This is a genomic window from Roseomonas fluvialis, assembly GCF_022846615.1.
Lineage (GTDB): Bacteria > Pseudomonadota > Alphaproteobacteria > Acetobacterales > Acetobacteraceae > Neoroseomonas > Neoroseomonas fluvialis.
Map to the genome: position 1 here is coordinate 701,019 of NZ_AP025637.1, position 26,974 is coordinate 727,992.

A 26,974-nucleotide genomic window follows, 5' to 3' on the forward strand; every position below is an offset into this window, starting at 1 on the left:
CTGGCCCCGTCGCGCGCTGCGTGGCGGGGCCTTGCCGTTCCGGGGGGATCGTCGCCATGACCTTCGCGGAGGCAGCCGCCGCCATCGTCGCGGCCGGCCGGCGCATGGATGCGCAAGGCTGGGTGCCCGCGACGGCCGGGAATTTCTCCGCCCGCCTGGCCGATGGCACCATCGCCGTGACGCGATCGGGCTGCCACAAGGGCTTCCTCGGTACCGACGACGTGATCCGGGTGGATGCCGCCGGCGCGCCGCTCGACCCGGGTGCCAGGCCCTCCTACGAAACGCTCCTGCATTGCGGCATCTACCGCCGCTTCCCCGGGGCCGGCGCCGTGCTGCACGGCCATTCCGTCGCGAATACGGTGCTGTCACGCCGCGCGGGGTCCGCCATCCGCCTGGCCGGCTACGAACTGCTCAAGGCCTTCCCCGGTGGTCCGACGCACGACACGGCGGCGGACCTGCCCGTGGTCGACAACGACCAGGACATCGCGCGGATGCAGGCCGGCCTCGATGCGCTGTGGGACGCGACACCGGATGCCCCGCCGGGCTACTTGATCCGCTGCCACGGCGTCTATGTCTGGGGTGCCGACATGGACGCCGCACTGATGCGCCTCGAGGCGCTGGAATTCATGCTGCTCTGTGAACTCGAAGACGGGAGACGCACGCCATGAGCCTGCTGACCATCCGCGACGCCGCCACCGGCGCCGAGACGCTGCGCACCGAGGACCCCGTGGCCATCGCCGCGGCGCTCAAGCCGATCGGCGTGCGCTTCGAACGCTGGCCGCTCGCCGACCTGCCCGCCGGCGCCGAGGCCGACGCCGTGCTCGCCGCCTATCGCCCGCAACTCGACGCCTTCCTGCGCGAGAGCAAGGCCGGCACCGCCGACGTCATCCGACTGACCGCCGACCACCCGCAGAAGGACGCGATCCGCGCCAAGTTCAACGCCGAGCACATCCACACCGAGGACGAGGTCCGCTTCTTCCACGAGGGTGCGGGCAATTTCGTCATGCATGTGGACGGCAGGATCTACGACGCGCACTGCACCCGCGGTGACCTGATCTCGGTGCCCGCCAACACCAAGCACTGGTTCGATGCCGGCGAGGTCCCGCACGTCACGGCGCTGCGCGTCTTCACCGACACCACCGGCTGGACGCCGCACTACACGGGGTCCGACATCGCCGCGCGCGTCCCGGTCACGGTCGAGGCGGCGTGAGCGCCCGCGCGTCCGATCGCCGAAAGGCTCAGGCGCCGCAGGCGTCGAGCACCGGGGGCGTGAATCGGCCGCGCCCAGAATGCATCCTGACCGACATCGAGGGGACCACCACCGCCATCGCCTTCGTGAAGGACACGCTGTTCCCCTTCGCGGCGGCCGCGCTGGACGGCTTCCTTGATGCGCAGGGCGATGACCCGCAGGTCGCCGCCATCCTGGCCGAGGTGCCTGGGCCGGACCAACGCGCCACGCTGCGCGCCTGGATGGCGGCCGATGCCAAGGTCACGCCGCTGAAGTCCCTGCAGGGCCTGATCTGGCGCGCCGGCTACGAGGATGGCCGCCTGCACGGCCACCTCTGGCCCGACGTCGCGTCCTGCCTGCGCGCCTGGGCGCAGGCGGGGGTCACACTCGCGGTCTATTCCTCCGGGTCGGTCCCGGCGCAGAAGCTGCTGTTCGGCCACTCCGTCGCGGGCGACCTGACGCCGGTCTTCGCCGGCTTCTTCGATACCACGGTCGGCACCAAGCGCGACCCCGCATCCTACGCCGCCATTGCCGCCACGCTCGGCATCCCGCCCGCCGACATCCTGTTTCTGTCCGACGTGGCGGAGGAGCTCGACGCCGCTGCTGCCGCCGGCCTGCGCGGCTGCCAGCTCGTGCGCACGGCAGACGGCACACAGCCCTGCCCGCGCCACGTGCAGGCCGCCGACTTCCCGGCGGTGGCCCGCCTCTATGCCCTGCCTGCGCCTGTGGCGCCGCCCGTCGCAACCCGGTAGAACCGGCCGCACCCCTGTCACCCTCAGCGCGCGGAGGTCCGCCATGCTCACGACCTGGACGGTCGAGGACGGCCGCTGCCGCCTGCGCGAGGGCGCCGTCTCCGACATCACTGCCGTCCTGCCCGAGGATGCGCGCGCCGCCGCCGCCGCGGCCTGCGACCCCGACAACCTGCGCCGCGCGGTCTGGATCGACCTGCTGAACCCCACCCTGGCCGAGGAGAAGGCGGTGCAGGACGCGCTGCGCCTCGAGATCCCGACCCGCGAGGAGATGCAGGAGATCGAGAGCTCCTCGCGCCTGTACCGGGAGGATGACGCGCTGTTTCTCACCGCCAACTTCCTCTACGGCGTGGACAACGGCGAATACGGGTCGACCGCCATTTCCTTCGTGCTGACCAACACCACGCTGGTCACGGTGCGCTACGCCACGCCCAAGGCCTTCTCGGTGTTCGGCGTGCGCGCGCAGAAGCAGCCCACCACGCTGCTGGTCTCGCCCGATGCGGTGATGCTGCACCTGTTCGAACAGATCGTGGATCGCCTGGCCGACATCCTGGAACGCGTTGCCGCCGACATGGACCGTGCCTCCCAGCGCACCTTCCGCGTTGCGCGGCCCGACGCCAAGGCGAACCGCCGCGGCGACCAGATGAAGGAAACGCTGATCACGCTCGGCCAGGTCGGCGAAGTCACCACGCGCACCTCGGAAACCCTGCTCGGCCTCAATCGCATCCTCGCCTTCGTGGGGGCCGAGAAGGCCTCTGCCGTCCGCAAGGAACACCAGCCGCTGATCAAGACGCTGGTGCGCGACGTGCGCTCCCTGGTCGAGCACGCGACCTTCCTCAATGCCAAGGCACAGTTCCTGCTCGATGCCGTGCTCGGCGTCATCAACGTGGAGCAGAACAACATCATCAAGACCTTCACCGTGGCCTCGGTCGCGCTGATGCCGCCCACGCTGATCGCCAGCATCTACGGCATGAACTTCAAGTTCATGCCGGAGCTCGACTGGGCCGCGGGCTATCCGATCGCGCTGTGCATGATGGTGGTCAGCGCCATCCTTCCGGTGCTGTATTTCCGCAGGAAGGGCTGGCTGTAGCGCGGCATCGCGTTCGGACGGAATGAACTGAACGCGCTAGGCTGCTCGCACATCAATGCGCCAGGGCAGGCGGCGGGAGCGGATGCGAACGCCGCATGCACCAGCCCACGAGGACCCCCGCGATGCGAATCCTGCTGGCCAACCCCAACACCACCGAGGGCATCACCGCGCTGATGGCCGCCGCCGCGCGCGCCACCGCCGCCCCGGGCACCGAGATCAAGCCGGTGACCGCCGGCTTCGGCGCCGCGGTGATCGGCAGCCGCATGGAGATGGTGGTCGGCGACTACGCCAGCCTGGCCTTGGTCGCGCGCGAGGCCGAGGGCTGCGATGCCGTCATCGTCGCCGCCGCCATCGACAGCGGCCTGCGCGCCATCAAGCAGATGCTCCCGGTGCCGGTTGTGGGCCTGACGGAATCCGCCATCCATGCGGCGAACCTCACGGGCGGACGCTTCGGCCTGGTGGTCTCCTCCACCCGCACCGGCGCGGTGATGCGCGAGATGGTGGAAGGCTATGGGCTGGGCTCGCGCCTGGCCGGCATCCGCGCCCTCGGCAGCGATGCCAGCGCGGTCTATGGCGACCTCGAGGGCAGCGCGCGCGCCATCACCACCGCCGCCTGCCAACTGGCCGAGGAGGACCTCGCGGAATCCGTCGTGCTGATCGGCGCCGTGATGGCGGGGATGCCCGCGCGCATTGCCGACCGGGTGCCGGTGCCGGTGATCGAGGGCGTCAGCGCCGCCGTCGTGCTGGCCGAGGGGCTGGCGCGGCTCGGCCTGCGCAAGCCGGCTCTGGGCAGCTTCGCGCCGCCGGGCAAGCGCAGCGTGACGGGCGTGGACCCAGCGCTCGCCGCCCGGCTCGACGGTGCCGGATAGCCGCGCTCACCCCGCGCGGATGCGCGCGGCGAGCGGCGCCCAGCGCTCGATCTCGGCGCGCAGATGCGCCTGCGCCGCCTCGGGCGACGTGTCCGGCCAGGTGTCCACGCCGATCCGCGCCAGGCGCTCCACCGTGGCGGGATTGGCCAGCGCATCCCGCGCGGCGGCGCGCAGCGTGGCGAGCACCGGCGCCGGCGTATCCGCCCGCACATAGATGATCTGCCAGGCGCTGACGTCGAAGCCCGGCACGCCACCCTCGATCATCGTCGGCAACGATGGATCCGGCGCGCCGCGCTGCGCCCCGGTGGTGGCCAGCGCGCGCACCGCGCCGGAGTCCACCAGCGGCCGAAGCACGGTCGGCGTGTCGATCATCATCTGCGTGCGGCCAGTGATCAGGTCCTGCACGATATTCGCCATCGCCCGGTAGGGCACGATGGTGAAATCGAGGTTCAGCGTGGCCTTGAGCAATTCTCCCGCCATCGCATTCGTGGTGCCGGGCGTGCCGGCGCCGAGGTTCACCGCTGCCCCCTCGCGCCGCAGCCAGGCTATCAGCCCCGGCATGTCGGTGGCCGGCACGTCCTTGTGCACCACCAGCATGAAGGTCTGCCGCGCCGCCAGCGCGACCGGCGCGAAGGCCGTCGCGGGATCGTGCTGGAAGCTCGGATAGAGCAGGTTCATCACCGGGTGGTTGTTGGTCGCCGTCATCAGCGTCATGCCGTCGGCCGGCGCGCGCAGCAGCGCCAGCGCGCCGAGCGTGCTGCCCGCGCCCGCGACATTCTCCGACACCACCGTGCGCCCGAGCGCCGCGCCCATCTGCTCCGCCAGGATGCGCCCGACCGCATCGGTCAACCCGCCGGGGCCGACCGGCAGGATCATCCGCAGCGGCCGGTCGGGCAGGGCGGTCTGGGCAAAGGCGGGCGCGGCGGCGAGCAGCGCGCCGGCGCCGAACAAGGCACGGCGGGTGGTGGGATGCATGGAGCCCCCTGGCTGGTGTCCCGGTGAACCGTGCGGCGGCGCTTTGCCTCGACGTTACCGGTCCTGCCCGGGGCCGCAAGCCGGCATTGGACGGTTTGCGCGGCGCAGCATTCCTGCTTGGATCGGCGGGACATTAAGGAGCCCCGCATGAGCGAACCCACCCGCGTTGCCGCATCGCTGGACACCATCCGCTGGGGCGCCTTCGACGCGTCCTTCCCGCCCGTCGCCACCATCGACCCTGGCCAGGTGGTGATCCTGGAATGCCTCTCCGGCGGGCCGGAGGTGATGCCGCCGCAGGAGAAGATGATGGCGGTGCACCCCGTGCTGCGGGAGGTCCACGCGAAGCTCCCGCGCCTGGGCGCGCACGTCATCACCGGCCCCGTCGCGGTGCGCGGCGCCGAGCCCGGCGACGCGCTGCGCATCGACATCGAGAAGATCGAACTCGGCGCCGACTGGGGCTTCTGCGGCTTCCGCCCCCTGTTCGGCACGCTGCCAGAAGATTTTCCCTACCGCCGCACCCTGCACATCCCGGTCGACCGCGCCGCGATGACCTGCAAGCTGCCCTTCGGCCCGAAGGAAGGCGGGATGGACCTGCCGTTGGCACCCTTCTTCGGCGTGATGGGCGTCGCACCCCCGGCCGACTGGGGCATGATCAACACCAAGGAACCGCGCGCCATCGGCGGCAACCTCGACAACAAGGAACTGACCGAGGGCAGCACGCTGTACCTGCCGGTGTTCAACGAGGGCGCGCTGTTCTCCGCCGGCGACGGCCACGGCGTGCAGGGCGATGGCGAGGTCTGCATCAACGCGCTGGAAATCTGCCTGACCGGGCATTTCCGCCTGTCCCTGGTGAAGGGGGGCGGCGCCAAGGACCCGGTGCTGAAATTCCCGCGCGCGGAGACGCGCACCCACTACATCACCATGGGCATGAACGAGGACCTGGACCTCGCGATGAAGCAGGCGCTGCGCGAGATGATCGCGTTCATCTGCTCGCGCACGAACCTGTCCGACGCCGACGCCTATCAGTTCTGCTCGCTGGCGGTGGACTTCCACGTCACCCAGACGGTGAACGGGGAGAAGGGGGTGCATGGGATGCTGAAGAAGGGGCTGCTGTTCTGAACGCGCCGGGAGGGCGCTGCCCTCCCGGACCCACCCGCCAGGGGGCTGCGGCCCCCTGGACCGCGGACACTCAACAGCTATGAACCGGTTGCTCGAAGACCTCTCCAGCAACTTCCGCAGGACCGACACGGACAGCGCCCGCCACCTTTGGTCCTGCGACGACAGGACCTTCCTGGCCGCCGCGCGCCCCGATCCCGATTGGCCACGGCAGTATTTCGGCCCGGCCTACGCGGCGCTGGCCGACCGCTTCGCGGGCAACCCCGCGGCACGCACGCAACGTGACATCGACACGATCCGCACCGTCATCGCCGAACACCTGCCAGCCCGCCCGCGCATCCTCGACATCCCCTGCGGCACCGGGCGCCACGCGAACGCACTGGCGGCGCAGGGCCTCGAGGTCACTGGCCTCGACCTGCAGCCTGACTACCTGCGCACCGCCCGTACCGAAGGCAGCGCCAGCTACGCCGCCGCCGACATGCGCGCCCTGCCGGTCGCCACGGCCAGTATCGACCTGGTGCTGAACATGTGGAACTCGCTCGGCTACTTCCTCAACCCCGCCGACGAAGCCGCCACCCTGGCCGAATTCCGCCGCGTGCTGCGCCCGGGCGGGATGGTGCTGGTGCAGCAGGACCTGGACGCGCCGGCCGCGCTGGAAGGGCGCTGGCTGCAGCACATGAAGGCGCCGCTCGACGACGGCGCCTGGCTGCTGGTGCGCCAGGTGCCGGATGCGTCCCTCGGCGGGCTCGCCTGCCTGTCCTGGGTCGTGCTGCCGGGCCAGGACCCCTTCCAGGGCCCGGCCTTCTTCCTGCGCCTGCGCGACGACGCCGCCTGGGCGCGGGATGCGCAGGCGGCGGGCTTCGCGACCGTCGCGATCGCCCGCACGCCGCCCGGTGTGGCGCCGCACGAGACGGTGGTGCTGCTGAAGGCCTGAACGACTCGCGTCGACAGATGCTGGTCGGATGGTTCCATCCGACCAGGGGAAGATGCCCGCGACACCAGGGGGCTGCCGTCATTGCCGCCGGCCGAGGGCGGGGCAGCGGCGCTATCCGGCGCGGCACCGGCATCCTCGCTGTGACGTGACTCGCTTACTGCTGCCCTGGGGCGCGCCTAACCTGCGTATCGATCCGCTTGCAGACCGGACGCATGACCAACCCGCCGCACCCTGCCGATGCGTTCAGCCCGCGGCACCACTAAAGGACCAAAAACCTAGAATATCAAGGTGTCAAGACGCCTTTAGGCCTTTGGCGGGAGGGTCCGGGAGCGCAGAGCCCTCCCGGCGCAACCTTCGCCGATCGATCTACGCAGCGAGCGTCACCGCTCGACGCACATCGCGACACCCATGCCGCCCCCGATGCACAGCGTCGCCAGCCCCTTCTTGGCGCCGCGCTTCTGCATCTCGAACAGCAGGGTGGTCAGCACCCGCGCGCCTGAGGCCCCGATCGGGTGCCCCAGCGCGATCGCGCCGCCATTCACGTTCACCTTCGACGTATCCCAGCCGAGGTCCTTGTTCACCGCGATCGCCTGCGCCGCGAAGGCCTCGTTGGCCTCGATCAGGTCGAGTTCCTCGTGCTTCCACCCGGCCTTGGCCAGTGCCTTGCGCGAGGCCGGGATCGGCCCGGTCCCCATGATCGACGGATCAACGCCCGCGGTCGCCCAGGAGACGATGCGCGCCATCGGCGTGATTCCGCGCTTCGCCGCTTCGTCCGCGCTCATCACCACCAGCGCCGCGGCGCCGTCGTTGATGCCGGATGCGTTGCCCGCGGTCACGGTGCCGTCCTTGTTGAAGGCTGCACGCAGCTTGGCGAGGATTTCGCGGGTCGTCTCGGGCTTGGGGTATTCGTCGCTGCTGACCACCACGTCGCCCTTGCGGCCCTTCACGGTGACCGCGGCGATCTCGTCGGCGAAGCGGCCGGCCTTCATCGCCTCGCCGGCCTTGCGCTGGGAGTTGAAGGCGAATTCGTCCTGCTCGTCGCGCGTGATCTGGAACTTCTGCGCCACGTTCTCGGCGGTATTGCCCATGTGGTAGCCGTGGAAGGCGTCCATCAGCCCGTCGCGCAGCATGGTGTCGATGAGCGCCAGGTCGCCCATCTTCTGCCCGGCGCGCAGCTGCTGGGCGTGCGGCGCCTGGGTCATGCTCTCCTGCCCGCCGGCAACGACGATCTTCGCATCGCCAGTCGCGATCTGCTGGGCCGCCAGCGCCACCGCGCGCAGCCCGGATCCGCACAGCTGGTTGATGCCGAAGGCGGTGTGCTCGACCGGGATGCCGGCGTTGACGGAGGCCTGGCGCGCCGGGTTCTGCCCCGCGCCGGCCGACAGGATCTGGCCGAGGATCACCTCGTCCACGTCGCCACCCTCGATCCCGGCGCGCTCCAGCGCGGCCTTGATGGCGATGGTGCCGAGCGCATGCGCGGGCATCGAGGCAAAGGCGCCATTGAAGGCACCGACCGGCGTGCGGGCGGCCGAGGCGATGACGATATCGGTCATGACTGGGGGAACTCCCTTGGGGCTTTGCGGCGCAACATGCGCCCTGGGGGTGGCGGATTACAAGCCGCGCAGCCATGCAAGCAGCGGCTGCCAGAGCGCCTTTTCCGCCCCGGCGCCGGCCACCATGCCGATATGCCCGCCCGCGGCGATATGCGTCGTGGCGCCCCGCAGCCGCGCCGCCGCCGCGGCCGCGCTGGCCGGCGGCACGATGCGGTCGCGCTCGGGGATCGCCACGAAGGCCGGGCCGGCCCAGGCGGCGGGGTCCACGACCTGGCCGGCCACCCGCCAGGCGAGCCGCCCCGGCTCGTTGCGGCCGTACCAGCCTGCCAGGCATTGCCGCGCCACCGGGGCGGGCAGGGGCACGCCGTCGTTCAGCCAGTCCTCGAGCGCCACGAACAGCCGGGCGCGCTCGCTGTCCGGGTTCAGCCGCGCGAAGGCGCGGAATTTCTGCGCCACGCCGAAGGGGTCGAGCATGGCGAACAGTGACTGGATGGTATCGACCGGCAGCGCGCCGGTGGGTTCCATCAGCGTCTCCAGCCCCGGCACCAGCGCGGCCGCCGTGCGCGCGCGGCGCGGCGCGTCCGGCCCGGCGTGGAAATCCCAGGGCGTGGCAAGCAGCGCCAGCGACCGCACCCGGTCCGGCCGGCGCAGCGCCGCCGCGATCGCGAGCAGCCCGCCCATGCAATAGCCCGCCAGCGCCACCGGTCCCGGCGCAGCCGCCAGCGCGCGTTCCAGCCGCCCGGCAACGTAGTCGGTCAGGGTGAAGTGGCGCTCCGCCTCGCCCGGCCAGCCCCAGTCCAGCAATAAAGTGCGAAAGCCCTGCCCGGGCAGCCACCGCATCAGGGAGCGTTCCGGCACCAGGTCCAGCACATAAGCGCGGTTCACCAGGGATGGCACGAACAGCACCGCCGGCCCGTCGCCGCCGAAGTCGAGCAGCCGCGAGCCGCCCTCGGTCCAGATGACCGGCGGGTCGGGCGCTTCGCGCGCGAAGGGGTGGCGGCGATAGCCCGCCATGCCGGCGATCAGCGCGCGGTCGGCCCGCGCCAGCCGCGCCACGACGGCGCGCGCCAGTGCCTCAGGCCGGTGGCCGCCGGCGGCGAGATCGGCGAGGATTCGCCCCCGTTCCGCCTGGCCCGCCTTCGAGATCGGCCAGCCGGCGTTCCAGTTCGGCCAGGCGGTCGGCCATGGCAGCGCGGCCGGGCTCGGCGGCAGGCCCGGGCCGGTCGTCGGCAGGGTCGCGCCCAGGCTGCTGGTCGCGGCCAGCGCCCGCATCCCCGCCAGGCCCAGGTGCAGGGGCAGGGGGCGGGGGCCACGCCGGCGCAGCGGCCCGGTCATGCGCGGCGGCGCCATGGCGCGGCACCATGGCGGTGGCCGCACGCATCCATGCCGCGCCGAGCGCAGCCCAGGCAGCCCATTGCTCGGCCAGTTCCGGATCGGCCGCCAGCCCGGCGATCTCGCTTTGCCACAGCGCGATCCAGTCCTCCGCGAGGCGGTCTAAATCCTCAGGGCCTTCCATCGGGGTTCCTCGCGGGGCGGACCATAGCGCTGGGCGGGGCCGGACGGAACGGTCAGGATGGTGGGCGGGACGCTGCGTTGCACTTTGCGGCTTTCGCGGTTGCGTCCAGTGCATGCTAGACTTGCGCGTTGAGGATAGGGCGAAACGTATGTCGATGGCGGGCAGCACGGCCGCTGGCGCGGCCAAGGGCGGGGAGGCGGCGTCGTCTCCCGTCGTGGTGAAGAAGTACGCGAACCGGCGGCTGTATAACACCGAGGCTTCGTCCTACGTGACCCTCGACGACCTCGCGAAGATGGTCCGCGAGGGACGCGACTTCGTGGTCTACGACGCCAAGACCGGCGACGACATCACGCGTTCCGTTCTGACGCAGATCATCGTCGAGGAAGAAAGCAAGGTCGGGCAATCCCTGCTGCCCACCGCCTTCCTGCGCCAGCTGATCGGCTACTACGGGGACAATTTGCAGGGCCTGGTGCCGCGCTACCTGGAATTCGCGATGGCATCCTTCGGCCGGCAGCAGGACCAGATGCGCCGGACCATGGAACAGACCATGGGCGGTTTCATACCCTTCCCGTCGAATTTCGGGAATCTTGAGGAACTGGGCAAGCAGAACATGGCGATGATGGAACGCGCCATGAGCCTGTTCGCCCCCTTTGGGCGTCGCGAGGATGGCGGCCCCGCGCCGGCCCCTGAGGTCGACGCCCTGAAGGCCGAAGTCGAGAGCCTGCGCCACGAACTGGCGCGTCTGCGCAGCGTTCGCGCAAAGCCATAGGGACGGATGACGATCGTGTGATACGCGCATAAGTAGAGAAACTTGTTTTCCGTTACACCTTTTCCGCGTTAGGGTGGGCAACGACGCCATGACCTTGACCCCAAGTCCCCAGATGTCGGCCCCCGAGATGCTCGGGGATGACGACGCCTCGATCCAGCGCGCGAGCCTGGTCGACCATCACGTCGGTGCCCGCATCCGGGAACGCCGCACGATGCTCGGCCTGTCGCAGCAGCAGCTCGCGAAGATGATCGGCGTGACCTACCAGCAGGCGCACAAGTACGAGCGCGGGCTGAACAGGATCTCCGCCGGCCGCCTGTTCGAGATCGCTCAGGTGCTCGACGTGCCCGTCTCCTATTTCTTCGAGGGCCTGCAGCCCGGCGCGGAGGCCCAGCCGGTCTCGACGCGTCAGCGCATGTTCCTCGAACTCGCGCGCAATTTCGCGCTGATCGACAACGACAAGCACCAGGAAGCGCTGAGCCAGATGGCGCGCGCCCTGGCGGCGCAGTCTCAGGCCGCGCAGCGCGACCGCGACGACTGACCACGCGCCGCACGACGCCGAACGAACCGCCCCGGGCCACCGCGGGCGGTTTTTTCGTGCACGCAGCGCAGGGATATTGGGCAGACCACAGTTTTCCTGCCCATGCGCACGCCAATTCACGCCCGGCGCCCCACGGGCCGGTCGTGCCCGCGTAGAAGCCCGGGTCGGGCCCATCCTTCGCGGAGTTTTCGTTGATGCCGTCTTCCCTCAGCCGCCGCCACCTCCTGGGCGGGGGTGCCGCGTTCGGCGCGGCCGTCGCGCTGCCCTACGACATCGCCCTGGCGCAGGCCGCACCCGGCGGCACGCTACGCGTCGGCATGACCGCCTCGGCGGTGCCCCTGCCCAATGGCGTGCCGGACCAGGGTGCCGAGGGGCATCGCTTCATGGGCATCACGCTCTACGACCAGCTCGCCATGTGGGACCTGTCGTCCTTCGACAAGCCGCCGGTGATCCGCCCGGGCCTCGCCACCGCCTGGCGCGTCGACCCGGCCGATTCGAAGCGCTGGATCATCACGCTGCGCGACGGCGTGAAGTTCCACGACGGCAAGGTGATGACCGCCGAGGACGTGGCCTTCTCCTTCGACCGCGCCTTCCGCAACGACTCGCCGTATTTCGACAACCGCGCCGCCGCGCAGGCGCGCATCCGTATGCCCACCATCGCGTCCTGGCGCGCCGAGGGCGAGAAGACCTTCATCGTCGAGACCCGCACGCCCGACAGCCTGGTGCCCTTCGGCCTGACCTGGATCGGCATCACCCATCGCGGCGCCTGGGAGGCCGCGGGGCGCAACTGGGACACCTTCCTGAACCGCGCGGTCGGCACCGGGCCCTATAAGATGGAATCCTTCAGCATCCGCGAACGCGCGGTGCTGGTGCGCAACCCCGACTACTGGGACGCGGCGCGCATCCCGAAGCACGAACGCCTGGTCCTGTTGCCGCTGCCCGAGGCCAATACCCGCGTCGCCGCGCTGCGATCGAACCAGGTGGACTTCATCGAGGCACCGCCGCCCGACGCCGTGCCCTCGCTGCGCCAGGCTGGCTTCCAGATCGTGACCAACACCTACCCGCACACCTGGACCTGGCATTTTTCCATGATCGAAGGATCGCCCTGGCGCGACATCCGGGTGCGTCGCGCGGCGAACCTGGCGGTCGACCGCTCGGGCATGAAGTCCATGCTCGGCGACCTGATGGTGGAAGGCGCCGGGCTGCTGCCGCCTGGCCACCCCTGGCATGGCCGCCCGTCCGACCCGGTGCGCACCGACGTGGCCGCCGCGCGGCGGCTGCTGACCGAGGCAGGCTTTACCTCGCGCAATCCGCTGCGCACGAAGGTCGCGATCTCGCCTTCGGGCTCGGGCCAGATGCAGCCGCTGCCGATGAACGAGGCAGTGCAGCAGAATCTCAAGGAGGTCGGCATCGAGATCGACTTCGAGGTGGTGGAATGGAACGCGTTGCTCGGCCTGTGGCGCGAGGGTGCGCGCGCGCTGGCCCCGCGCGGCATCACCGCCATCAACGTGTCCTATTCGGTGCACGACCCGTTCGCGGCGCTGGTGCGCTTCCTCAAGACCGAGATGGCGCCGCCGGCGTCGAACAACTGGGGGTTCTTCAGCGACGCTGGCTATGACGGCATCATGGACCGGCTTTCCATCACCTTCGAACCGGCGGCGCAGGATGCATTGCTGGCGGAACTGCATGCGAAGGCGGTGGACGACCGGCTGTTCCTGTTCGTCGCGCACGACCTGAACCCGCGGGCGATGAGCCGACGCGTGCAGGGCTTCGTGCAGGCGCAGTCCTGGTTCCAGGACCTGACGCCGATCACGATGCGCACCTGACCGACGTCTCGGAATGCGCCGCGCGGCGCATTCCGAGACGGCGTTGGTGCCCGCCCTGCCGCGCGCCGCGCGGTGCGGCGGCGGGCATCGCGCGCAACCCTTGCCCGTGATCGGCGTTGCCCTGGTCATGGCAACATCCCGAAAGCCTTCGACGGCGCGCGACCTGCGCACCGGCACACCGGTCTGGCTTGCCGATGGCGCAGCCGCGCCGCGGACCCATGTCGAAACCGACGGCCTGTCCGTCGATGTCGCCATCATCGGCGGCGGCATTTCCGGCGCGCTTATCGCCGATGCCGTGTTGCAGGCGGGGCGCGGCGTGGCGGTGTTCGACCGGCGTGGCCTCGTGGTCGGCTCCACCCCCGCCAGCACGGCGCTGCTGCAATTCGAGATCGACCAGCCGCTGACCATCCTGTCGCGCAAGATCGGCCGCGAACGCGCGGCGCGCGCCTGGTGGCGGTCGGCCGCGGCGGTCGACCAGCTGCGCGCACGGGTGGCGGATCTCAACCTGCGCTGCGGCATGCAGGAACGACGCACGATCTATCTGCCCGGCAATGTGCTGAACGCCACCGCGCTGCGGGAGGAAGCCGAGGCGCGCGCGCGCATCGGGCTGCGGTCGGAATACATCGGGCGTGATGCGCTGCTCGAGCTCAGCGGCCTTGCGCGGCCTGGCGCGATCGTGTCGCAGGGTGCGGCGGAGGCCGATCCGGCGCGGCTCACGCGCGGGCTGTGGCGTGCGGCGCTGGCGCGCGGCGCGCAGGCCTTCGCGCCGATCGAGATCACCGACATCGCGCCGCGCCGCGGCGGGCTGCGCCTGACCACGGCCGAGGGTGGCACCATCCGCGCACGCGCCGTGGTGCATGCGACAGGCTACGAGATTTCCCCCGCGCTGCGTCCACGCGGGTATTCCATCATCTCGACCTGGGCGCTGGCCACGCGGCCGCAGCCCGATGCCATCTGGCCGGGTCGCTCGTTGATCTGGGAAGCGGCGGACCCATACCTCTACATTCGCAGCACGCCGGACGGGCGCATCATCCTGGGTGGCGAGGACGAGGAATTCTCCGACGACGAACGCCGGGACCGGCTGATCCCGCGCAAGGTCGCGCGGCTGCAGGCCAAGGCGGCGAAGCTGATGCCATGGGTGGACTGGACGCCCGACTTCACCTGGGCGGGATGCTTCGGTCAGAGCGCCACCGGGCTGCCGGCGATCGGCGCGGTGCCGGACATGCCGGGCTGCTACGCGGCGATGGGCTATGGCGGCAACGGCATCACCTTCAGCATGATCGCGGCGCAGATGATCAGCCGTGCGCTGCTGGGCCTGGCCGATCCGGACGCGGACATCTTCGGCGTGCGGTGACGCAGGCTCGCCGCGCCTGGGTGTCCGTTTGGCGCGTCCGGCACCCCGCCCGCACCGGTCATCGCGAATGCGCCAGACGACGCACTCTCGAACGCTCACTCAGCGCACCGCGCCGATCAGGCGCCGCCGGATGCGCCCCGAGATGAAGTCGATCACGGCCACCGTCGCGATCATCAGCAGGATGATGAAGGCGACCTCGTCCCAGTGGCGCACGCGGATGCGTTCGGCGATCTGCAGGCCGATCCCGCCCGCGCCGACCACGCCGAGGATGGTGGCCGATCGCGTATTGCTCTCGAAGAAGTACAGCGCCTGCGCCAGCATGACGGGCGCGACCTGCGGCAGGATGCCGAAGCGGATGGATGCGAGGCGCCCGCCGCCGGCGGCGACCACGCCCTCGGCCTGCTTCTTCTCGGCGTTCTCGATCGCTTCGGCATAGAGCTTCGCCAGCACCGCGATATCGGCGGTGAAGATGGCGAGCACGCCGGCCAGCGGCCCGAGCCCCACCGCGCGCACATAGGCGAGCGCCCAGATCAGCTGGTCCACGCCGCGGAAGCCATCCAGCACGCGGCGCAGCGAGAAGCGCCAGAGCGTGGCGGTGACGATGTTGCGCGCGCCGAGGAAGCCGAGCGGCACGGCGACGATGGCGGCCATGAAGGTGCCGAGGAAGGCCATCGCCACGCTCTCGGCCATGCCTTGCAGGATCTCGACCCATTGCTCGCCGGGGGAGGGCGGCACCATCAGCACGATGATGGTCCCGAGGCCCGACAGTCCGGCCCAGAGCCGCTGCGGCGTGATGTCGAACCACCACAGCGACCCGACCAGCCAGACGGCGAAGATCGTCCAGCCGACGGCGCGCAGCGCACGACGCGCGGGGGTTGCACCGAAGGCCGCGGGCATGCGCGCGCGCCAGGTGGCGATGTCGGCGTTCATCACGCCGGAGGCGCGTGGGGTGTTCATCTTGCCGCCTCCAGCCGCCCGATCGCCGCGTGGCGCAGGCGTTCCGACAGCAGGTCCACACACGACACGGTCAGAATGATCAGCAGCACGATGGCGCTGATCTCCTCGTAGTAGTTGAAGGAGATCACCTTATAGAGCTCCTCGCCCACCCCGCCGGCGCCGACGAAGCCGATCACGCTGGCGGATCGGATGTTCACCTCGAAGCGCAGCAGCACGTAGGACAGGATGTTGGGCAGCACCTGCGGCAGGATCGCGTAGCGGCAGCCCTGCACCCAGGACCCGCCAGCGGCACGCACGGCTTCCCAGGGGCGCAGGTCGGCATTCTCGATGGCTTCCGCAAACAGCTTGCCGTTGGCGCCCGCGCTGTGCAGCGCGATGGCCAGGATGCCGGCGAGCGGGCCGATGCCGAAGGCCCAGACGAAGATCAGCGCGTAGACGATCTCGGGCACGGTGCGCAGCGCCTCGAGCAGGCGGCGCGTGGCCTGGTACACGAAGCCCGAGGGCGTGATGTTGCGCGCGGCGGGGAAGGCGAAGGCCAGCGCGAAGACGGATCCCATCAGCGTCGCGAGCGCGGCCATGTTCGCCGTCTCGAGGATCAGCGCCGTCCATTCGGGCAGACGGTACATCCAGAAGGCGATCGAGCCTTCCGTCTCCGCATTGGCGAACAGGCTGGCCCAGCGCAGGTCGGGCAGGATGCGCGCGAAGTATTCGCCGATGCGCGGCAGCCCAGCCCAGAGGGTGGCGGGACGCGCCTCGCTGACCCAGGCGGCGGCAACCAGGCACACCAGCAGGATGGCGCCGCCCAGCAGCGCCTGCATCCGCTTCGCACGGCGCGCGGCGAGGAAGGCCTCCTCGCCGCGGATCACGGCGGGCAGGCCGGTCGCGTAGGCCGGGTTCACGACCGGCGACGACGTGCGGCCGCTTCCTCGCGCCGCATCTCCACGAACAGCGCGTAGTCCTCGTGCCGTGCCTCGACCGCGCCGAGCGTGTCGCCACGGGCGATCTGCCGCGCGATGTCGGGATACGTTTTCGCCAGCGCGAGCTGCATGGTCTGCATGTCGCGCTTGAAGGCATCGGGCAGGTCGGAACGCACCGCCAGCGGGCCGTTCATGATCGGCTCGCTGGTCCAGACGATGCGGACATCCGCCATGCGCAGCATGCCCTTGTCGACCATCGATCGCAGGTTGCCACGGCTGTAGCCTTGCGCCGGGTCGCCCAGTGTCGATGCATGCGTCATGGTGCCGTCGTACTGGCGCTGCAGCACCGCGATCACGCCCTGTTCGTGACCGCCGGCGAAGCCGGTGCGGCCGAAGAACTGCCCGGGCTCGACGCCGATGCCCGCGCGGCGCAGCTGGAAGCGCGGGATCAGGTAGCCCGAGGCGGAATTGGCATCCGCCCAGGCCAGCGATCGCCCGCGCATCTGCTCCAGCGTGGTGATGCCGGACTCCGCGCGCACCACCAGCACCGACACGTAGGAAATGGAGCCATCGCCCTGCTGCGTGATGGTGATCGGCTCGATCCCGCCATCGGTGTCCATCCATGCGCCGGCATAGGCGGAAGGGCCCAGTGCCGCGAGCTCCAGCTGCTTCGCGGACAGCCCCTGCATGACCCCGGCATAGTCGGATGCCGGGAACAGGCGCGTGGGCACCTGGAAGATGCGCTCGATCAATGCGCGATAGGCTTCGAAGCGACCGAGGCGGTCGGCCTCGTTCTCGCCGCCCATGATGCCATAGCGGATGACGGGCACCTGCGCGGCCCAGGCGCGGCGGCCCGGTTCCGGCATGACCACGTCGGCATCCTGCGTGCTGCGGCGGCCGGGCGGAACCTGGGCGTGTGCCAGCATCGGCGCAAAGGGGAGCAGCGCGAGGCTGCGGCGGGGGATCATCGCGCCGGCCTCAGCTGCGGCGACGGCGCGCTGCCGCTTCCTCGCGCCGGATCTCGACGATCAGGTCGTAGTCGGCATGCCGCACTTCGCGGTAGCCGGTGCCCGAGCCGCGTTCGACCTGGCGGTAGATCTCCGGATGCGCCGTGGGCAGCGCCAGGTGGAAGCGCTTCCAATCTTCCTTGAAGGCGGTGGGCAGGTCGGTGCGCGCGGCATGCGGGCCGTTCACGATTGGCTCGCTCGTCCAGATGATGCGCAGGTCGCGCATATTCAGCATGCCCTTGTCGACCATGGCGCGCAGGTTGCCGCGGGTGAAGCCCTGGTTCACATCGCCCTGGCCCGAGGCCCAGGTCACGGCTGCGTCGTATTGGCGCTGCAGCACCGCGACGACGCCCTGCTCATGCCCGCCGGCGAAGCCGGTACGCGAGAAATACGCCGTGCCGTCCACCGCGATCCCGCCGCGGCGCAACGCGAAGCGCGGGATCAGGTAGCCCGAGGTCGAGTTCGGGTCGGCCCAGGCGAGCGACTTGCCGCGCATCTGCTCGAGGCTGGTGATGCCTGAATCCGCACGCACCACCATCACCGCGACATAGGAGATGGTGCCGTCGGCCTCCTGCGCCGTGAGCAGCGGCTCGACGCCGCCATTGGTGTCGAGCCAGGCGCCGGCATAGCCCGACGGGCCGAGCGCCGCGACCTCGATCTGCTTCGCGCTGAAGGCCTGCAGCACGCCGGCGTAGTCGGATGCGGGGAACAGGCGCGTGGGCACGCCGAAGGTGCGTTCCAGCAATTCACGATAGGGGCCGAAGCGACCCATGCGGTCGGCCTCGTTCTCGCCGCCCAGCAGGCCCACGCGCAACTGCGGCACCTGCTCCGCCCAGGGGCGGCGCCCGGCGGCGGGGAAGCCTTCGGTGAAGGTCTCCGTGCGGCGGGGGTTCCAGGCGGCCTGTGCGCGGGCGAGCGCCGGCGTCAGGGTGGCGCCGGCGGCAAGGCCGGCAAGCGTGCGGCGAGTGATCATTGGGGTTCTCCTTCTCGGGGGGATCAGGCGGGCACGGCCAGGCGCGGCGGCGGGGCGCCGACGGCGGCGGCGGCTTCCTCGGCGAATTCCGCCTCGCTGACGCCATAGACTTCGCGGATGCGCTGCGCGGTCAGCGCGGCGGGCACGCCGTCGAACACCACGCGCCCGGCGTTCAGCGCCACGATGCGGTCGCAGTAGTCACGCGCGGTTGTCAGGTCGTGCAGGTTCACCAGCACCGTGATGCCGTCGCGGTTTACAGCGCGCAGTGCGTCCATCACGGTGCGGGCATTGCGCGGGTCGAGGCTCGCGATCGGTTCGTCCGCCAGGATGATGCGCGGTTCCTGCAGCAGCGCGCGGGCAATGGCCACGCGCTGCTGCTGCCCACCCGACAGCGTGTCGGCGCGCTGCAACGCCGTCTCGGCCAGGTCGAAGCGGTCGAGCGCGGCGAGCGCCATGGCGCGTTCCTCGGCGGTGAACATGCGCAGCAGGGAGGACAGCATCGGCCGCCGGTTCAGCCGCCCGACCAGCACGTTGGTCAGCACATCGAGCCGTTGTACCAGGTTGAACTGCTGGAAGATCATCGCGCAGCGCATGCGCCAGTCGCGCAGCGCCTGGCCGCGCAGCGCGGTCACGTCGGTGCCGTCGAACAGCACGCGCCCGGCGGAGGGCTCGGTCAGCCGGTTGACCATGCGCAACAGGGTCGATTTTCCGGCGCCGGAGCGTCCGATCACGCCGACCATCTGGCCCGGGACGATCGACAGACTGACATCGTCCACGGCCGTCTTGGCGCCGAAGCGGCGCGTCAGTCCCTGGATTTCGAGCATCCCGCACCCGCCACTTTTGCAGGGCGGCATTACCAGCGCCCCGTGACTCGCCGATGACAGCTGCATGACGGGATGGTTGCGCCGCCCGGTTGCTGCGCGGCGCGCCGGGCGCCACGATGGGCAAAACGAACCGGAGGACCGCCATGACCACCCGCCGAGCGCTGCTCGCCGCCCCGCTTGCCCTGCCTGCCGTCGCGCGTGCGCAGGAGGCCTGGCCGACGCGATCCATCGCCGTGCTGCTGGGCTACCCGCCGGCGGGCGTCACCGACTTCGCCTCGCGCGGGGTCTGCGAACGCATGGGCCGCGCGCTCGGCCAGACCGTGGTCCTCGAGAACCGCCCTGGTGCCGCGACCGCTGTCGCGAACACCGCCGTCGCGCAGGCGCGCCCGGATGGCTACACGCTGCTGATGGGGACCTCGACGCTGGCGATCAACCCGGCGCTACAACCGGCGCTGACGCCGCGCGACCCGATGCGCGACCTCACGCCGATCGGCATGGTGTTCCGCACCGCCTTCGTGCTGCACGTGCATCCCTCGGTGCCGGCGACCACGCCCGCCGAGCTGATCGCCTATGCGAAGGCCAATCCCGGGAAGCTGAACTTCGGCTCCTCGGGCACGGGCGCGGTGAACCACCTGTGCCTCGAACTGTTCCGCGCGCGCGCGGGGATCGACGTGGTGCACGTGCCCTATCGCGGCGGCGCGCCGGCGCTGCTCGACCTGCGCGCGGGGCGCATCCAGGGCATGTTCAACGCGGTGCAGGAGGCGCTGCCGGCGGTACGCGAAGGCGCCACGCGCGCGCTCGCGATCTCGTCGAAGGAACGTGCGGCAGCCATGCCGGATTTGCCGCCGCTCGCGGATACGCTGGCGGATTTCGACGGCGTGTTCTGGCAAGGGCTGTTCGGCCCCGCGGGCCTGCCCGCGCCGATCGTCGCGCGCGCCGGCGCGGCTTTGCGCGATGCCACCACCGACCCCGCGTTGATCGCGCGCATGGCGGAACAGGGTGTCGCGCTGACCACCGGTGACGACGCCGCGCTGCGCCGCACGCTGGCGGAGGAGACGCAGATGTGGGGCCGCCTCATTCGCGAACAGAACATCCGGCCGGAGTAGCGCCAGGCCTTTGCGCAGGCGCGATCCTTGCTAGGCTTCTGCCTCGCGGGTCCTGCGCCCGCGCAATGGGAGAGGCCGATGAAACCGACTTCACGCCTGGCGACCGGCATCATTGCCGGCGCCGTTGCGTTGTGCGCGGGCACCGCGTTCGCGCAGCAGCCGCGCACCCTGCGCATCGCCATGACCGCGACCGACGTCCCCACCACCACCGGCATGCCCAACAATGGGTTCGAGGGGGTGCGCTTCCTCGGCTACCCGGTGTTCGAATCGCTGGTGCTGTGGGACCTGAGCCGCGGCGACCAGGTGGCGGGGCTGCGCCCGGGCCTGGCGGAACGCTGGGAACAGGACGCCGCCGACCCCAAGGTGTGGCGTTTCCACCTGCGCCGCGGCGTCACCTTCCATGACGGCACGGCGTTCAACGCCGATGCGGTGATCTGGAACCTCGACCGGTATTTCCGCAACGACAGCCCGCAATTCGACGCGACCGGCAGCGCCATCACGCGCGGGCGCATCCCGGTGATGGAATCCTACCGCAAGGTGGATGACTTCACGGTGGAGCTCACCACGTCGCGGCCGGTGTCCTACTGGCCGTACCTGGTCACCTACATCATGCTCACCTCGCCGCAATCCTTCGAGGCCGGCGGGCGCGACTGGGGCCGCGTGGCCGCACTTCCGCCGGCGGGGACAGGGCCGTTCCGGCTGTCGCGCTTCGTGCCGCGGCAATCGGCGGAACTCACGCGCAACGACGGCTACTGGAACGCGGAAGGCCGCGCGCGGCTCGACCGCATCGTGCTGCTGCCGATGCCCGAGGCGAACACCCGCCTCGCGGCCCTGCGGTCGAATCAGGTGGACTGGATCGAGGTGCCGCCGCCCGACGCCATCCCGTCGCTGCGTCAGGCCGGCTTCAACATCGTCACGGGATCCTACCCGCATGTCTGGCCCTGGGTCTTCGCGGTGGGGCGCGACGGCAGCGCGGTGGCCGATGTGCGCGTGCGCCAGGCGCTGAACTACTGCTTCGACCGCGCGAGCATGGTGCAGTTGCTGAACGGCACGGCGGAACCCTCGGTCGGCTTCTTCAAGCCGAACGACCCGAATTTCGGCAGCCCGCAGCACCGCTACCGGCTGGACGCGGCGCGCGGCCGCGCACTGCTGGCCGAGGCGGGGCACACGGCGGCCCGGCCGCTGACCATCCGCATCGGCATTTCGAATTCCGGCTCCGGCCAGATGCTGCCGCTGCCGATGAACGAGTTCCTGCAGCAATCCCTGCAGGAGAATTGCGGCGTGCGGGTGAACTTCGAGGTCGTGGAATGGAACACGCTGCTGGGTGGCCTGCGCGTGGCACCCGACCAGCCGCAATGGCTCCGCGCGGACGCGCTGAACATCTCGCTGGTGTCGTCCGACCCGTCGCAGATGGCGCGCTGGTTCCTGTCGTCGAACTTCTCCCCGCGCGGATCGAACGCCGGGCACTGGCGCGACGAACAATTCGACGCGGCCTTTGCGGCGCTCGAGACGGAACGCGACCCGGCACGTCAGGCGGTGCTGATCCGCACGGCGCATGAACGGCTGGTCGACAATCCGCCCTGGCTGTGGATCGTGCACGACCTCAACCCGCGGGCGATGAGCCGGCGGGTCACCGGGTTCACGCCGGTGCAGTCCTGGTTCGTCGACCTGACGCGGGTCGACCTGCAGTAACAGCGAGGGGGCTTTGCCCCCTCGCGCTTCCCCACCAGGGGGCTGCGGCCCCCTGGACCGCGGGGAGTGGGCGCGGTTCTTGCTGAGCATCTCCCCGATGACGGGCGGCCGCGCCGCCGGCGCAACGGGGAGACCAAATCATGAGCAGACTCCGGCGACTCACCGCCTATGCCTTGGGCGCCACGCTGCTGGCAGGCGCCGGCACCGCGTTGGCGCAACAGCCGCGCACGCTGCGCATCGCCATGACGGCGTCCGACGTGCCCACCACCACGGGCATGCCGAACAACGGCTTCGAAGGCATGCGCTTCCTCGGCTACCCGTCCTTCGAGGCGCTGACGCTGTGGGACCTGTCGGACCCGTCCAAGCCCGCGGGGCTGCGCCCGGGCCTGGCGGAATCCTGGGAACAGGATTCGACCGACCCGCGCATATGGCGCTTCCGCCTACGCCAGGGCGTGACCTTCCACGACGGTACGCCCTTCAACGCGGACGCGGTCATCTGGAACATGGACCGCTACTTTCGCAACGACAGCCCGCAATTCGAACCGGGCGGCAGCGGCATCTCCCGCGCCCGCGTCACGATCCTGGGCGGCTACCGCAAGATCGACGACATGACGGTGGAGATGACCACCACGCGCGTGGCGTCCTATTTCCCCTACATGGTCGTCTACCTGCTGATGACCTCCCCGCAATCCTTCGAGACCGCCGGGCGCGACTGGGCGCGCACCGCGGCCCTGCCGCCGGCCGGCACTGGCCCCTTCCGCCTGTCGCGCTTCGTGCCGCGGCAATCGGCGGAACTCTCACGCCATGACGGCTACTGGGACACGGCACGCCGCGCGCGGCTCGACCGCATCCTGCTGCTGCCGATGCCGGAGGCGAATACGCGCCTGGCCGCACTGCGCTCCGGCCAGGTGGACTGGATCGAGGTGCCGCCGCCCGATGCCATCGCGTCGCTGCGCGCGGCCGGTTTCACCGTCACCACCGGCTCCTATCCGCATGTGTGGCCGTGGTTCTTCCAGATGAATGGGGAGAACACGCCGTTCCGCGACGTGCGCGTGCGCCAAGCGCTGAATTACTGCGTCGATCGTGACGGGTTGGTGCAGTTGCTCAACGGCACGGCGGAGCCCTCGGTCGGCTGGCTGAAGCCGTCCGACCCGGCCTTCGGTGCGCCGGAGCATCGCTACCGCTTCGACGCGGCGCGCGGCCGCGCCATGCTGGCTGAGGCCGGCTTCAACGCGCAGCGGCCGTTGCGTTTCCGGGTGATGATCTCGACCTCGGGCTCGGGCCAGATGCTGCCGCTGCCGATGAACGAGTTCCTCCAGCAGAACCTGCGCGAGGCCTGCGGCGTGCAGGTCGATTTCGAGGTGACCGACTGGTCGAACCTGCTGGTGGCGACGCGCAGCGCGGCCAATGCGCCGGTGGTGGCGAACGTGCAGTCGCTGAACCCGTCCTCGCCGTCCTCCGACCCGTCGGTCATGGCGCGCTACTTCCTGCGCGCCTTCGCGCCGCCCAACGGCTTCAACTGGCCGGGCTTCAGCGACGATGCCTTCGAGGCCGCCTTCGCGCGGCTGGAAGCGGCGCGCACGCCGGCCGAGGCGAATGCCGCCTATGCGCAGGCGCATGCCCGCGTGGTCGACCAGGCGCCCTGGCTGTTCATCGTGCATGACCTGAACCCGCGGGCGATGAGCCGGCGCGTGACGGGCTTCACCTCGGCGCAGTCCTGGTTCCAGGACCTGGTGCCGGTGAATTTGCAGTAAGCTCTCAAACGTCGGGCGGCCGGCATCCGCCGGCCTTGCCTTCGCGCCCCGCACTGTTGCGCGGGGCGCGGCTGACGGGCTGGGCGCGGTCGCGCATTCGCGCTCCCGGCCCGAGGCAAAGGCCTCGGGCCGTTCTGGTGTCGATGCGCCAGGTCAGCGCCCCAGCAGCACCAGCACCACGCCCGAGACCACCACCAGCGCGCCGATCACGTCGGTGCGCTTCATCCGCTCGCGCAGGAAGAAGCGGCTGAACAGCAGCGTGAACAGGATCTCGACCTGCCCCACCGCGCGCACCAACGCGACCGGCGCATAGGCGAATCCGGTGAACCAGCAGGCGGACCCGCAGGCGGACAGCGCGCCGACCTGCGCCGAGGACCGCCAGGTGCGGAACAGGTCCGGGATGGATTTCCGTTCCGTCGCCAGCAGCCACGACCCCTGCATCAGCGTCTGCATGGTGTTGATCACCACCAGTGTCTCGAGGGCGCGCAGCGTGGCATCCGGCCCGTCGAGCGCCTGCGTCGCCGCGCGGATCGCGAGCGCGCATAATGCGAAGGCGAGCCCGGCGCCGAGGCCGTACAGCGCGCTCGGCTGCACCGTGGCGGCCGCGACGTCGCGTAGCGATGCGACGCGCCCCGCCAGCGAAAGATACAGCGTCCCGCCCACCGAGACCGCGATGCCGACCCACGACAGCAACCCGAACGACTCCCCCAGGAACACCAGCGCGATGAGCGCCGCCTGCACCGCCTCGGTTTTGGAATAGGCGGTTCCCACCGCGAATCCGCGATGCCCGAAGGACATGATCAGCAGGTTTGTGCCGATGATCTGCCCGAGTCCGCCCAGCGCGCAAAACAACAGGTAGTCCCAGCTTGGTGCCGAGAGGCTGCCGCCGATGAACGTCAGGTACAGCACCACCAGCAGCACGCCCACCGGCACGCCATACAGGTAGCGCACGACAGCGGCCGCATTGACGCTGAGTTGCCCGCGCAGCTGCTGCTGGAGCGCCGTGCGCCAGGTCTGGAACAGCCCAGCCAGCAGTGTCGCGGCAACCCAGATCGGCATCAGCCGAGCCTCGGGTCGAGCCAGGGCTTCGGCATGGGCTGCCAGGGCATATGTGCGGTCGACCCCAGCAGCCCGATGCCGAGGCCCGGCCCGGAAGGCAGCGCCGCCGTGCCGCGGTCGAAGCGCAGGTCGTGGCCGGATGTCAGCGTGAAGAAATGCTGCGTCTCGCCGAACTGCACCTCGAGCGGCAGCAGGTTCGGGATGGTCGCGCACAGATGCACGGAATGCGCGTGGCACACCGGCCCGGTCGGGTTGTGCGGTGCGACCTCGATGCCCGCGGTCTGCGCCAGCGCGGCGATGCGCCGGATCTCCTCGTGCCCGCCGGCGTATTTGATGTCCGGCATCAGCACGTCGTAGCAGCCGGCCTCGATGACGCTGCGATAGGCGCCGAGTCCGGCGAGCGTCTCGGCACCGGCCAGGCGCATGCCGCGGTCATTCGCCATGGATCGCAGGCGGCAGATCGCGGCATGGTTCGCCTCGCTGACCGGGCATTCCAGCCAGAGCAGCGCGAAGGGCGCCACATCCTGCACCAGGCGCGCGGCACCGCCGGGCGAGAAGCGCCAATGCGCGTCGACCATGACATCGATGCCCGGCCCGACCGCATCGCGCACCGCGGCAATGCGCGCGAGGCCCTGGGCATAGGCGGCGCGCATCACGGGGTCGGCGGCATCCTCCCATATGAAAGGTTCGAATGGCGCGAGCTTCACGGCGCGGAAGCCATCGGCAACCGCGCGCGTGGCCGCGGCGGCGAAGCCCTCCGGCGTGCGCGGGTTGGCGCCGCGATTGATGTTGGCATAGAGCGGCACGACGTCACGCAGCGCGCCACCCAGCAGCGTGTGGATCGGCTGCTGCGCCTGCTGCCCTGCCAGGTCCCACAGCGCCTGTTCGAAGGCCGAGATCACGCTATGCGCCACCAGCCCGCCCGGCGCATGCGGGATCAGCCGCGCGATGCGGTTGCGGTTCAGTGCATCCTCGCCCACCACGATCGCGGCGAGGCGTCCCGCCTCGGCCGCCAGCAGGGCCTCCTGGTTCGCCAGCGTGCATTCGCCGAGGCCCGTGAGGCCGCACGCGCTGCGCACCAGCAGGAAGGACCAGTTGGTCTTGGGCGTGACATTGACGCCGAGGAATTCGACGCCTGCGATGCGCATGCCTATTGCGCCGTGATGTTGGCGGTGGCGGCGAGGCGCTTCCACTGCGCGATGTCGCTGTCGATGCGCTGCTGGAATTCCGCCGGCGACGAGACCACCAGCGTGCCGCCGAGCAGTCGGATGCGGTCGGCCAGCTGCGCGTTCGGGCGCAGCTTCTCCAGTTCCGCAAGTAGCCGGTCGCGCACCGGCGCGGGCGTGCCCTTCGGTGCCAGCAGCCCGTTCCAGGCCACCGTCTCGAAGCCCGGCAGGCCGCTTTCGTGCACCGTAGGCGTGTCCGGCAGGTCGGGCAGGCGTGTCATCGACGTGACCGCCAACAGCTTCACCTCACCACTGCGTACCTGGGGCATGACGTTCACCAGGTTGCCGAAGGCGAGCGGCGCTTCCCCGGCGATTACCGCCTGCACCAGCGGCGGCGCGCCGCGATAGGGCACGTGCACGATATCGAGCCCGGCCTGCGACTTGAACAGCTCCATGTTCATGTGCGCCGAGGAGCCGACGCCGGCCGAGGCATAGTTGAAGCCGCCCGGCCGCGCACGCACCGCCGCGATCAGTTCGGCCACGTTTGCCACCGGCAGCACGAGGCTGTTCACGATCAGCGCATTCGGCCCCGTCACGAGCAGCGAAACGGGGTCGAAGGCAGTGGTCAGGTCATAGGGCAGGTCGCGATAGATCGCCGCATTGATGCCGTTCGACCCGGCATTGCCGAGCAGGAAGGCATAGCCGTCGGGCGTACTGCGGAAGGCGGCTTCGACGCCGATGCGTCCGCCTGCGCCGCCGCGGTTGTCGATCACGAAGGGCTGGCCGAGCGCGCCTTCCAGCAGCGGGCTGAACAAGCGCGCCGTCGTGTCGTTCCCGCTGCCGGGCGTGTCGGGCAGGATGATGCGTACCGGGCGCGTCGGCCAGGCCGCCTGCGCCAGCGCCGGCGCGACGACGCCTGCGGCGGCGAAGGCCGCGAGAAGGGTGCGACGGTGCGTCATGTCTCGTTCCTCCCGAGGCGACGCAGCGTGGCCCGAACCGCGG

General features: G+C 70.4%; 25 protein-coding genes. 14 read left to right on the top strand and 11 right to left on the bottom strand.

Going from position 1 to position 26,974, the window contains the following annotated elements; genetic code table 11:
- Nucleotides 1-56 precede the first annotated feature (56 nt).
- From MWM08_RS03455 to MWM08_RS03475, 5 genes are all read left to right on the top strand, one after another.
- Nucleotides 57-668: a methylthioribulose 1-phosphate dehydratase gene (locus MWM08_RS03455; RefSeq protein WP_244458079.1), complete on the top strand. Its 612-nt coding sequence runs from the start codon at nucleotides 57-59 to the stop codon at nucleotides 666-668.
- Nucleotides 665-1,210 carry a 1,2-dihydroxy-3-keto-5-methylthiopentene dioxygenase gene (locus MWM08_RS03460; protein WP_244458080.1) on the top strand — a complete coding sequence of 182 codons (546 nt, stop codon included), beginning with the start codon at nucleotides 665-667 and terminating at the stop codon, nucleotides 1,208-1,210. Before MWM08_RS03455 ends, MWM08_RS03460 begins: the two co-directional genes overlap by 4 nt.
- A 59-nt stretch (nucleotides 1,211-1,269) precedes the next feature.
- A complete protein-coding gene (gene mtnC, locus MWM08_RS03465) occupies nucleotides 1,270-1,980 on the top strand; it encodes an acireductone synthase (RefSeq protein WP_244458081.1) in 711 nt (236 codons plus the stop codon).
- Nucleotides 1,981-2,023: 43 nt separating this feature from the next.
- Nucleotides 2,024-3,067, top strand: a complete 1,044-nt coding sequence (gene corA, locus MWM08_RS03470) for a magnesium/cobalt transporter CorA (protein WP_244458082.1) — start codon at nucleotides 2,024-2,026, stop codon at nucleotides 3,065-3,067.
- A gap of 122 nt (nucleotides 3,068-3,189) precedes the next feature.
- Nucleotides 3,190-3,936, top strand: coding sequence for an aspartate/glutamate racemase family protein (locus tag MWM08_RS03475; protein WP_244458083.1), 747 nt, complete (start codon nucleotides 3,190-3,192; stop codon nucleotides 3,934-3,936).
- Nucleotides 3,937-3,942: 6 nt separating this feature from the next.
- On the opposite strand, the gene MWM08_RS03480 is transcribed toward MWM08_RS03475, so the two are convergent.
- The gene (locus tag MWM08_RS03480; RefSeq protein WP_244458084.1) at nucleotides 3,943-4,911 is read right to left on the bottom strand and encodes a Bug family tripartite tricarboxylate transporter substrate binding protein; all 969 of its coding nucleotides are present in this window, start codon (nucleotides 4,909-4,911) and stop codon (nucleotides 3,943-3,945) included.
- Nucleotides 4,912-5,058: 147 nt separating this feature from the next.
- On the opposite strand from MWM08_RS03480, the gene MWM08_RS03485 reads away from it, so the two are divergent.
- Both MWM08_RS03485 and MWM08_RS03490 read left to right on the top strand, forming a co-directional pair.
- Nucleotides 5,059-6,030, top strand: a complete 972-nt coding sequence (locus tag MWM08_RS03485) for an acetamidase/formamidase family protein (RefSeq protein WP_244458085.1) — start codon at nucleotides 5,059-5,061, stop codon at nucleotides 6,028-6,030.
- A 79-nt stretch (nucleotides 6,031-6,109) separates the two neighbouring features.
- Nucleotides 6,110-6,961 (top strand): class I SAM-dependent methyltransferase, encoded by an 852-nt coding sequence (locus tag MWM08_RS03490; RefSeq protein WP_244458086.1) that lies wholly within the window; start codon nucleotides 6,110-6,112, stop codon nucleotides 6,959-6,961.
- A gap of 380 nt (nucleotides 6,962-7,341) precedes the next feature.
- Here MWM08_RS03490 and MWM08_RS03495 read toward each other — a convergent pair whose 3' ends face one another.
- Nucleotides 7,342-8,514 carry an acetyl-CoA C-acetyltransferase gene (locus MWM08_RS03495; RefSeq protein WP_244458087.1) on the bottom strand — a complete coding sequence of 391 codons (1,173 nt, stop codon included), beginning with the start codon at nucleotides 8,512-8,514 and terminating at the stop codon, nucleotides 7,342-7,344.
- Between the two features lie 57 nt (nucleotides 8,515-8,571).
- Nucleotides 8,572-9,864, bottom strand: a complete 1,293-nt coding sequence (locus tag MWM08_RS03500; RefSeq protein WP_244458088.1) for an alpha/beta fold hydrolase — start codon at nucleotides 9,862-9,864, stop codon at nucleotides 8,572-8,574.
- A 320-nt stretch (nucleotides 9,865-10,184) separates the two neighbouring features.
- Here MWM08_RS03500 and phaR point away from each other — a divergent pair, with 320 nt between their 5' ends.
- The 4 genes from phaR to MWM08_RS03520 all read left to right on the top strand — a co-directional run bounded on the left by phaR (nucleotide 10,185) and on the right by MWM08_RS03520 (nucleotide 14,517).
- A complete protein-coding gene (gene phaR, locus MWM08_RS03505; protein WP_244458089.1) occupies nucleotides 10,185-10,799 on the top strand; it encodes a polyhydroxyalkanoate synthesis repressor PhaR in 615 nt (204 codons plus the stop codon).
- A 73-nt stretch (nucleotides 10,800-10,872) separates the two neighbouring features.
- Entirely contained in the window at nucleotides 10,873-11,337 is a 465-nt protein-coding gene (locus MWM08_RS03510; protein WP_423816010.1) for a helix-turn-helix domain-containing protein, read from the top strand.
- 194 nt (nucleotides 11,338-11,531) lie between these two features.
- Nucleotides 11,532-13,163 carry an ABC transporter substrate-binding protein gene (locus MWM08_RS03515; RefSeq protein ID WP_244458090.1) on the top strand — a complete coding sequence of 544 codons (1,632 nt, stop codon included), beginning with the start codon at nucleotides 11,532-11,534 and terminating at the stop codon, nucleotides 13,161-13,163.
- A gap of 127 nt (nucleotides 13,164-13,290) precedes the next feature.
- Nucleotides 13,291-14,517 (top strand): NAD(P)/FAD-dependent oxidoreductase, encoded by a 1,227-nt coding sequence (locus MWM08_RS03520; protein WP_244458091.1) that lies wholly within the window; start codon nucleotides 13,291-13,293, stop codon nucleotides 14,515-14,517.
- A 99-nt stretch (nucleotides 14,518-14,616) separates the two neighbouring features.
- Here the strand turns inward: MWM08_RS03520 and phnE (MWM08_RS03525) are convergent, their stop codons facing one another.
- From phnE (MWM08_RS03525) to phnC, 5 genes are read right to left on the bottom strand one after another with little or no spacing between them, the layout of a single operon-like run.
- Nucleotides 14,617-15,474, bottom strand: coding sequence for a phosphonate ABC transporter, permease protein PhnE (gene phnE / locus MWM08_RS03525; RefSeq protein WP_244458092.1), 858 nt, complete (start codon nucleotides 15,472-15,474; stop codon nucleotides 14,617-14,619).
- Nucleotides 15,471-16,373, bottom strand: a complete 903-nt coding sequence (gene phnE, locus MWM08_RS03530) for a phosphonate ABC transporter, permease protein PhnE (protein WP_244458093.1) — start codon at nucleotides 16,371-16,373, stop codon at nucleotides 15,471-15,473. Before phnE (MWM08_RS03530) ends, phnE (MWM08_RS03525) begins: the two co-directional genes overlap by 4 nt.
- Nucleotides 16,370-17,359 carry a phosphate/phosphite/phosphonate ABC transporter substrate-binding protein gene (phnD, locus tag MWM08_RS03535; protein ID WP_244458094.1) on the bottom strand — a complete coding sequence of 330 codons (990 nt, stop codon included), beginning with the start codon at nucleotides 17,357-17,359 and terminating at the stop codon, nucleotides 16,370-16,372. The genes phnE (MWM08_RS03530) and phnD (MWM08_RS03535) overlap by 4 nt, the downstream gene beginning before the upstream one ends.
- A gap of 10 nt (nucleotides 17,360-17,369) precedes the next feature.
- Entirely contained in the window at nucleotides 17,370-18,371 is a 1,002-nt protein-coding gene (phnD, locus tag MWM08_RS03540; RefSeq protein ID WP_244458095.1) for a phosphate/phosphite/phosphonate ABC transporter substrate-binding protein, read from the bottom strand.
- Nucleotides 18,372-18,394: 23 nt separating this feature from the next.
- On the bottom strand, nucleotides 18,395-19,195 hold the full coding sequence (gene phnC / locus MWM08_RS03545) for a phosphonate ABC transporter ATP-binding protein (RefSeq protein WP_244458096.1): 801 nt from the start codon (nucleotides 19,193-19,195) through the stop codon (nucleotides 18,395-18,397).
- Nucleotides 19,196-19,338: 143 nt separating this feature from the next.
- Between phnC and MWM08_RS03550 the strand changes: the two genes are divergently transcribed.
- The 3 genes from MWM08_RS03550 to MWM08_RS03560 all read left to right on the top strand — a co-directional run bounded on the left by MWM08_RS03550 (nucleotide 19,339) and on the right by MWM08_RS03560 (nucleotide 23,747).
- The gene (locus MWM08_RS03550; RefSeq protein ID WP_244458097.1) at nucleotides 19,339-20,301 is read left to right on the top strand and encodes a Bug family tripartite tricarboxylate transporter substrate binding protein; all 963 of its coding nucleotides are present in this window, start codon (nucleotides 19,339-19,341) and stop codon (nucleotides 20,299-20,301) included.
- 78 nt (nucleotides 20,302-20,379) lie between these two features.
- Nucleotides 20,380-21,993 (top strand): ABC transporter substrate-binding protein, encoded by a 1,614-nt coding sequence (locus MWM08_RS03555; protein ID WP_244458098.1) that lies wholly within the window; start codon nucleotides 20,380-20,382, stop codon nucleotides 21,991-21,993.
- Nucleotides 21,994-22,133: 140 nt separating this feature from the next.
- Nucleotides 22,134-23,747, top strand: coding sequence for an ABC transporter substrate-binding protein (locus MWM08_RS03560; protein WP_244458099.1), 1,614 nt, complete (start codon nucleotides 22,134-22,136; stop codon nucleotides 23,745-23,747).
- A gap of 153 nt (nucleotides 23,748-23,900) precedes the next feature.
- On the opposite strand, the gene MWM08_RS03565 is transcribed toward MWM08_RS03560, so the two are convergent.
- Genes MWM08_RS03565 through MWM08_RS03575 form a run of 3 tightly spaced genes read right to left on the bottom strand, consistent with a single transcriptional unit; the run spans nucleotide 23,901 to nucleotide 26,931 of the window.
- On the bottom strand, nucleotides 23,901-24,806 hold the full coding sequence (locus MWM08_RS03565; RefSeq protein ID WP_244458100.1) for an EamA family transporter: 906 nt from the start codon (nucleotides 24,804-24,806) through the stop codon (nucleotides 23,901-23,903).
- Nucleotides 24,806-25,954 carry a mandelate racemase/muconate lactonizing enzyme family protein gene (locus tag MWM08_RS03570; RefSeq protein WP_244458101.1) on the bottom strand — a complete coding sequence of 383 codons (1,149 nt, stop codon included), beginning with the start codon at nucleotides 25,952-25,954 and terminating at the stop codon, nucleotides 24,806-24,808. The genes MWM08_RS03565 and MWM08_RS03570 overlap by 1 nt, the downstream gene beginning before the upstream one ends.
- A gap of 2 nt (nucleotides 25,955-25,956) precedes the next feature.
- A complete protein-coding gene (locus MWM08_RS03575; RefSeq protein WP_244458102.1) occupies nucleotides 25,957-26,931 on the bottom strand; it encodes a Bug family tripartite tricarboxylate transporter substrate binding protein in 975 nt (324 codons plus the stop codon).
- Nucleotides 26,932-26,974: the final 43 nt, after the last annotated feature.